Raw genomic sequence first — 8,675 nt, forward strand, 5'->3', positions numbered from 1 at the left:
AGTGTCCATCTCATCACCCATTTTAATTACCACTTGTTGAAATGTTGAAATGTTGAAATGTTGAAATGTTGAAATTATTATCTCAGCGTTGGGAACCCTTATCGCAAGAGCTAAAAATAATAGATAAAAAACTTAAATCGTTCACATCTTCAGCCGCTTCAACACTGCTGGAGCAATACGTCGTAGGTAGTTATGTTGCAGCAACATTAATGGTCGCTGCTGGCGACAATCCTGAGCGTCTAAGAAAAGAGTCGTCTTTTGCCTCATTGTGCGGAGTTACTCCTTTAGATGCCTCTTCGGGTAAACAACAACGTCATCGGCTAAACCGTGGTGGAGCAAGAGATGCTAACAATACTGTGTGGACAGTAGCATTAATACGAATGAGTAATGACTACCGAACACAAAAATATGTTGAGAAAAGGTCGTCAGAAGGAAAATCAAACAAAGAAATTCAGCGTTGCCTGAAGCGGTATATTGCGAGGGAATTATATCCGATTATATATCTGATCTTTCAAAATTAAGTTGACCTTGACATAGGAGCGTCAACGCTGTTGTTAAGAGATTCTTCGGCAGCTTAAAGCATGATTGGCTTTTAAAAGTACCACAACCAACTCGTGAGCATATGAGAAATGATGTCATGGCGTATATGCGTTATTACAACTCAGAACGACTTCATACAGCTAATGGTGGTCTGTCGCCAGTAGAGTATGAGCAAAGTTCCTTAAGAAAAGTGTCCTGATTCAGTTGCGCAGACCACAGATTCTAAATATAACCGTCCCGAAATGCATGAGCCCCTATATGAGGAGCTCATAGATTGCTATATGTCCTAAACAATAACCCCCGGAATTTCCTTACCAAAATCAAGGTCGACGCCACAGGCTTTGGCAGCAGTGTGCAGCACATCATGTTGGTTATAACCAGAACCTAGATCACTGACTACGCCTCGGTTTACTCGGGCACCGCCACCGGCAATAATGTACGAACACGGGTTAGCTGAATGTTTATCTGCATGTCCCATATCTGATGTTTCTAACACGACGGTACTATCAAGTATGCCTGCCGCTTTTAGCTTTTGGATTAAATATGCGCTTAAGCTGCCTAGATGACTGCGCATCTCGGTGTAATACGGGTAGTTTGGTTGGCCATTGCTCCCCCCGTGAATTGCATTGTGATAGTGCCCTTGGAAATTCAATTCAGGAATACGGAACTGTGATTGGTGGTTGCCAAACGCCAGAGATACAGAGCTTGTCAGGTTACACTGCAATGCAGCCACGGCAATATCAGCTTGCAGGCGTGCTTGTTGGCTAAATGTATCAAAGGTCAAAGGAAATTCAGTTTCATCGGGCGCAATACCGCAGGAGGCACCGCCATAAAGGTCATCTAAACGCCTTTGTGTATCTGCAATGGCATCTAGATGGTCATTCATCCTTTGTACTTCATAACCTGCGAGTTTGTTCTTAATCGCATTGGCTGCCGACATATGCGCATTCATAATAGGCGTTTTGCTATTGCTGCCTTGTGCACTGCCAAACACCATTTTATATACGGTGAAAGGGTTCTCTTGAAACGGCAAATGATTACGATTGTCTTTGGTTAACTGCCCTTGACCATTGCTATGAACGCCCAAATTGAGATAGCGAAATGGCAGGTTAGGGCCTAAGGCATTGCCCATAGTGACGTCATAACTGTCACTGCCCCAGTTTTGGGCAAGTAGAATTGGCATGCGGCCATGACCAGCATTTGAATGTGACATGTTGACCATAAAGTTACATTCAGTTTTTACTGGTTCATATCCTGCTGACATGACACCTAATTGCATATTGTCACCGCTTCCTGTCGGGTTCCAAAGCGACGCGATAGAACCCCCAGGTATATAAATTGACACTGTTTTATTGGGAAGCCCTGCACTTTGGGCATCCGCATCTCTTGCGAACAGCAAACCAGATACTAACGGCGAAGAGCGGATCAAGGCGGTAGAAATCCCCGATGCCATAAACACCTTTAATAGTCTACGGCGCGACATCGTCATGTTATTTAAATGTTCATCTTTCATTTTACTAACCTTCTGTATTATGACCCGCACTATTCATTTCTTGACCAAGCTTTGCGATAACGCACAGACTTCAATGAACCAAACTTCTCTAACATAGCTCTGGGGCTGTTTTGCATCATGGCATCTGTGAGTGTGTCGATTTCGCACATGTAACCGATTTGTTCTGTTTCAGACAGACGCCTGTCTTCTTCGCTAGACGGGTCGACTGAGTCGTGCCCAACACCCATGACGTAGCGAAACATTTGTTGTGGTAAGCAACTTTGAGCAGAAGATAGGTCAGCGATCACCGCACCTAATTGTTTGGCCCCATTAAATGCCACTGAATCACTGACTTCTGCGTATTTCTCAGGTGCGAAGAGGGTACCTGATGCATCTATTGCATTACCGTTGTTATCAGCACTTCTAACTTTGCCGACTGCGTCAAAGTCTTCCATCCCGAACCCCATAGGATTGATGTACTTTTCATGGCAATTAGAACATGGCTGACCTTCCGTTAAACTGTGATATTTGAGTCGGTTAGTTGTTGCTGGGTCTTGTAACATGTCCGACAGCTCTGCAAGTCTTTGCTCTCTGGCTTCAAAGGTTCCCGCCGGTGGATCGGGTTGATCTTGGCATAGCATACGACGACGCACGCGTACCGAGCGCAGAATTGGGTGAGACTCAGCAACCTCAGCCCAACGAGACATAAATGCGCCGTTGGCTAATATGCCACCGCGCTCTGTTGTATCTATCTTTTGCAATTCATCACCAGTGACACCTGCGATATTGTAGTGTTCAGCCAGTAACTGATTTACAAACGTGAAGTTTGCGGTATAGAACGACCTGAAACTCTCATCAGGCTCGGTCATTATGTATGAAAAGGTTTCGTTCATCTCCGCCTTCATCGAAGGTACCAATTGTGCAAAACCCGGGTAAAAGTTTTGATCCTTAGTGGCGACTTCTAAACTCCCAGTGCCTAACCAACTGCCAACAAAGTCGCCTAGAACAGATTTAGCACTGCCAGCAAGGCGATTTGCATGGGCCGTAATATTGGCCTCATCACGCAGCTCATCTCGCTCAGCGGCCTGCCAAAGTTGCTGATCTGGCGTTGAACCGGTAAATGTATAAGATAAGAAAGTAGCCATTTCCCAAGAAGTAAGCTCGAAAGCGTCAGCATCTAGCTCTGAGTTGCTTGGGTTTGGCTCCCCTAACTCATGGCGATAAATAAACTGCGGTGAAGATAATAGACCTTCCAACGCCAATAGCATGCCGGCTTGAATATCTCCATTGTGGAAAAAGCCAGTTGCAATCAACCTGTAATTTTGTGACTCATCTTGCGTTAATGGGCGGCGGAATATTTTTGGTGCTAAATCATCAACCAATTTATTTGCGCAGTCTTCGTCCATTCCAGCACAGCTTAAAGCGGGTGAAAAGTCATTGTCAGCAACCCATTGTGAAACCTCTTCGGCCACTAGCAAGTAATTACTGTAATTAGACGGCTGAACACTTGCGTGGGTGTTATTAATGAAAAAACCCACTTGTGAGTCAGGAGACAAGCCATCCGACACCTCAAAGTTCACACCCAGTAGGTCTTCTACCGTGTTTTGATACTCAGTTTGAGTTAAGATCTTCAACTGCCTTGCCCCATATGCCACGGGCGCAACACCTACATCACAAGTCAAAGGCGCTGGCCAAAGCGTTTGTAGATACGCCGCTATATCCGTTGCACATTGCTCATCACACGCACTCGGGGTACCGTAAGGCATCGTGGTAGTAATGATATCTATCATGGTTTGTATATCTCGCTCAGTATTGAGCGCAGGGAATGAACCCAGCCCGCCCGCTTCTGAACCGTGACAGCCTGCACAACCAGCTTTGTATAGTTGCATACCTCGGGCAACGGGGTTAGTTTGCGTGACAACAACACGCTCAATATTGCTTGGCTCTGATGGCACAGAGTTATTGAGCGCAATCACCTTATAATCAAACTCGCCCGATTCAGGCAATCCAGACTCATAAAAACTTGAGTTAGATGCCAGCTCCGCAGTAGTTTGCCAACTGCCGTCAATAGGTTTAAAACGCACTAGGTAGTGAGTCTCGTTATTGCTGTTGTCGCGCCAATTCAATTGTGCTTTGCTATCGGTCGAAAGCACACTTGCACTCAGCTGAGTGGGCGCGGCTGGTTTGGCTGCCATCGCAACAGGTTGAAAATTGTCTTGCTCAGCAGACAAATAGGTCAGGTTAAAATACACTGGCACGGCCTCACCAATGCTACTTAGGTTTGCGACGACACGTAAGGCCTCGATGCCATAATCCATATCAAAAGTTTTACTGTCGATAATCATGGGCGTTAATGTACTGACATTGACTTTGCCTGTAGCAAGTTTTACCACCAACACATCTAGGCTAATCTCTTGGTTAACACCGTGTAAGTTAACCTCACCCGTTAGGTTTTGAATAGTTGGTGTGCCAATCTCTAAGTCGCTCAACAGCGTTTGGTCAATCTGTGTACTGAAATACACAGTAGGTAATAAATCCGTTTCAAACAGCAGATCTAAAATTCGACTATTCCTGATATCCACACCAGTCGAAACGCTATTCAGGTCTACAGCAAGCTTAACAAGCCCATCTGTATCAATACTACCAGATAACGCAGGAGCTGCATTATCCTGTGAGACAAACTGATTCAGCTCTGCAACGTGATCTTTTTTTACTGAAACATAACTCAATAGGGACTCTGCATTATCCAGCTGCCATAGACCCGTTTCTGTAACAGCGTCTGGAGGGGTTTGCCCCGAGTTCGTACAAATATCGCCACTGAGACTAATTACAACCTCTTCAGCTAGTCCATTTTTACTGGCAACAAAACCTAGGCCAAATGATTGATTGGCATGAACCGTATGGCCTTGTGATGTGATAATACAACCCGTGTCATTGCAATCGAATTGGCCATTCCAACTATTTTGCAGTGATATACCTTGATTCCAAGTGAGCTCGATTGACCAATCATTGAGATTTTGGTCTGCGTCATTTTCAATGACTATCTCGGTTTTAAACCCATTGTTCCAATTATCTGGGATAGTATATGAACACTGTGCTGCCTGAGCAAAAGGCACACTCACCATTAGACTAATACAGGCAGCAAATTTAGCGATTACTGGTGTCACAGACCAAGTACGAGTAAAGGCAAAAAAACGTGGTAAATTATTGGATTTCATCTTCTTTCCCCTCTTACTCTTGTGCTTCGAATACGAGACTAAAGCTCACGGGAACCGCATAGCTGATAACAGATAAGCTCGCCAACGTTTTAAGCGTTTCTATACCTGACTCTAAGCCAAAGTCTGTTGCATCTAGCACAATTGGCGTTAGGCTTTGCACCAAAACGTTATTGTTCGCAAGGCGTCTAATAACAACATCAGCGTTTACTTCTTTTATAACCCCTGCAAGGTTAAGCGTGGCCGATATCGATTGCTTTTCAGAACTGCCAATGGGGAGTGCTATTAATGCTGCATAATCAATAGAGAGCTGGGCTTCTGCTGTTGGGAATGAGTCAGTCTCGAATAAAAACTCCTTCATTCTGCCGTCGCGGGTCTCGTTACCTGTGTCGACACCTGCCAGATCAATGGTTAAATTTGCTTCGCCTTCTGTAGAAATACTGCCACTCAGGGTGTCAAACGTATGCGCTTCGACTAAGTGCTGTTTTTTGGTTGAGACAAAGTAAAGGCTAGAGCTTTGGGGGTTAAGAACGAAAGATTGGCCTATGGGGGTGACATCGGGCTCTGAAACTTGAATATTGATCGGTTCACTAACCGTGCGATTAACACCATCACTTACCGTTAATTTGACTGAAAAAGCGCCCTCTTCGTCAAAAACATGTGAAGGGCTTGATTCGTTCGAGGTAGTTCCATCGCCAAAATCCCAGCTAAAAGTCAGTGCATCTCCATCTTGATCAGAAGAGCCTCTGCCGTCAAAGTTAACAACTAATGGACGTTCTCCCGTTGTTACAGAGGCTGAAGCGACTGCTGATGGGGCATGATTAAGGTCGCTATCTACCGAGCATAAACCACCAAGTGATGGCGTTTTTGGTGTATCATTTTCATTCGCCTTTTGCGCATTGAAGCCAAAATTTAAACTCTGCCCTGGATTGATAGTGCCATTGTAGTTTTCATTAATAACCTCATAGGGGTTATTCCCGCTGTGTCTGCCATGCCAAACCCCCGTCAACTTGGTGTTATCTGCAAATGCCATTAGCACTTTCCAACTTGAAATAGCAATACTTTCGGTATTAGTGATGGTTACCTTGCCACGAAAACCTGAGATCCATTCTTGTTCAACTTCAAAAACACATTGCGCAGACTCTGGTTCAGCTTCACTAATCGCGAGCGCAATCGGTGTAGCATGATAGTCAGTAGCGCCATCATTGATGGTCAATGAAACCTGATAAGAACCAGCTTGCTCAAATATATGCTGCGGGTTTGCGTCATTTGAACTGTAACCATCACCAAAATCCCACCGGTAGCTCACATGATCTGACGGTAAATTTGTCGCTTCACTAGTAAAGCTGATTGTTGCAGGTACAGTTTCTTGAGTATTAGATGCGGTAATTTCAACTTTGACTTCATCATTGTCATCTTGTGAGCCACTCTCACAAACACCAAATAATCTTGGCGCAACAGCATCTTGTCCATTAATTTTCTTGACGTTAAAGCCAAAAGATTGAGATGAACTCGGATTAATAGTGCGATTCCAATTAAGGTTTTCAAATTGATATGGGCTGTTGCCGGTAAGCTGCGCTCGCCAAGCATTATTTATTGACTCACCCTGCGCAAACTCTAACCCTACTTCCCAACCATTGATAACTACGTTAGACGTGTTATGTACCGTGACCTCTGCGGTATAGCCACTTTGCCATTCATTTTTAACTTTGAACTCACATTGTGCAGCTAAGCTGTGTATGGAGTGCCCCAAAGCCATAAAGCAGAGACCAATTTTAAAAAAATGGTGCTGCTTGCTGTTGTACCTAATTTGTCTCATGAAAATTCCCCGAAACATTGCCATTTGACATGTTATTTCCCTGCTGTTCATCGCTAAATTGGCGTTGACCAGAGCTCACAGGCCACAATAGCTAGAGCAAGTTCAGGTATGAGGAAAGATCACGAAATAGAGGTATGACAATAACTGCCATAGGAGTGAATACCGGTCAGCTTCGCTGATGCGCATTCAATACAAAAGCGTGCACATGGTCAGCATGATAAACATTGGCATTCAGCAACCCCGCTATCTTAGTTTTCACCTTAGACCGGAAGCTTTGCGTCCCTCTCTTTCAAAAGGTTTGCTATTTTAAGCCTGTTAAAGCAAGTTAGCTTAAAATTGCAATAATCGCAAAGCCCTAACCGCAACTTTCACAGTATTTGCACATTTCATCCTGTTGAGCTGTAAAAGGCCATACAAAACTCTGAGTGCCTATCTAATAATTCTTTATTAATTAGAAACTTGTTACCTGTAAACAAAATAGATGCTAATTGAAATAAGGTCGCTGTTTATTTGCTCATTTTAGATGAATCGCGTAGCAAAAAACGTGTGTAAACCTTTCAATTATGCGAATATTTAGGTGTCCTAAAAATGTCCACGTTTTCATTTAAAACATACCTTCAACTTAGCGATTCCTAATTTTGCTAGGATAGCTGCAAGTGGGTACTTCTAAAGCAAGCATTAATTCAGTGACGAGGGGCTCTAGTTTTAAAAAACAAAGCAGAAGTTAAAACCTGCGCTCATACTTCGCTTAATTTAGTCTGCTTTTTACGTCGGTTAAGCAAGCCATAGGACTCATTGATGAAAATTATCGTCTCAATAATAGTCACAATCTTTTGTATCAATACTTTTGTATATGCGGAGGAAGTTAAGCAAGAGCAAGCACTATTGTTATCTGCCAACGCAGGTGATACCGAGGCAATGTACTCTTTATTTGTGCTGCTATATGAAAGAAACAACGGTGGCTGCAAGCCAACACACGCGGATTGTGCAGAAGCAATAAAGTGGCTTTTACAGGCCGGGGAGCTCAATAACTGGCGTGCAGCTTTTGTTTTAGAACTTTGCTATAGGACTGGTTGTGTAGGGCTGACTCCTAATACTCAAAAGGCCCTGCATTTCAAAAGAATTTATGAAGAACATAGACCACCTCCAGAAGATTTTACAGAAGTCATTAGCGACGGGCTGTTTTATATGCAAGTGGTTAATGGTGTTTTCTATGCAAATGATTCGACACAATCTGAATGGCACGCTAGAGCTATAAAACTGTGCAGAGGTTCAGACTATAAATCTCTAATGGTAGGCAATATAAAGCCCTTCTTGATAAATAAGGGAGCATTTGTTTTTGGAGCCCCGATTATTAAGGAACAATCGATTCAAGTTTCTTTGTCGCGAGGCTATGTGCTTTGTTCGTCATCAAAACTAAGTGAAGAAGCAACAATTCAATTATTAAAAAATAATGGACACATATAGTCCGCAACAGTCCGAATAAGGTATGCAACAGGATCGCAATAAGCCTTCGTATTGTTGAACGACGTTGTATTCCAAATTGAAATGGGCGAATAAAGCCACTTTTTTAACTCATTAAATAAATCAGGGCGGGATCGCACTTTGT

Annotated in this window: 5 protein-coding genes, 1 pseudogene and 1 riboswitch; of the genes and pseudogenes, 3 read left to right on the forward strand and 3 right to left on the reverse strand. The window is 43.6% G+C overall.

The genetic code is table 11. From position 1 onward, the window contains the following. Positions 1-65 precede the first annotated feature (65 nt). Positions 66-521, forward strand: a complete 456-nt coding sequence (locus N482_RS17325) for an IS110 family transposase (RefSeq protein WP_063378234.1) — start codon at positions 66-68, stop codon at positions 519-521. A gap of 23 nt (positions 522-544) precedes the next feature. Further along, a pseudogene (locus N482_RS24455) lies at positions 545-739 on the forward strand (IS3 family transposase); the annotation flags it as partial. Between the two features lie 87 nt (positions 740-826). On the opposite strand, the gene N482_RS17330 reads toward N482_RS24455, so the two are convergent. From N482_RS17330 to N482_RS24460, 3 genes are read right to left on the reverse strand one after another with little or no spacing between them, the layout of a single operon-like run. Next, positions 827-2,053, reverse strand: coding sequence for a DUF1552 domain-containing protein (locus N482_RS17330; RefSeq protein WP_063378235.1), 1,227 nt, complete (start codon positions 2,051-2,053; stop codon positions 827-829). 29 nt (positions 2,054-2,082) lie between these two features. Further along, positions 2,083-5,250 carry a DUF1592 domain-containing protein gene (locus N482_RS17335; protein ID WP_063378236.1) on the reverse strand — a complete coding sequence of 1,056 codons (3,168 nt, stop codon included), beginning with the start codon at positions 5,248-5,250 and terminating at the stop codon, positions 2,083-2,085. 13 nt (positions 5,251-5,263) lie between these two features. Further along, positions 5,264-7,066 (reverse strand): cellulose binding domain-containing protein, encoded by a 1,803-nt coding sequence (locus N482_RS24460; protein WP_081228041.1) that lies wholly within the window; start codon positions 7,064-7,066, stop codon positions 5,264-5,266. 230 nt (positions 7,067-7,296) lie between these two features. Continuing rightward, positions 7,297-7,379: riboswitch (cyclic di-GMP riboswitch) on the reverse strand. Positions 7,380-7,864: 485 nt separating this feature from the next. Between N482_RS24460 and N482_RS17345 the strand changes: the two genes are divergently transcribed. Beyond that, positions 7,865-8,533 (forward strand): sel1 repeat family protein, encoded by a 669-nt coding sequence (locus N482_RS17345; protein WP_063378237.1) that lies wholly within the window; start codon positions 7,865-7,867, stop codon positions 8,531-8,533. Positions 8,534-8,675 lie beyond the last annotated feature (142 nt).

It is taken from the genome of Pseudoalteromonas luteoviolacea NCIMB 1942, assembly GCF_001625595.1.
GTDB lineage: Bacteria > Pseudomonadota > Gammaproteobacteria > Enterobacterales > Alteromonadaceae > Pseudoalteromonas > Pseudoalteromonas luteoviolacea_A.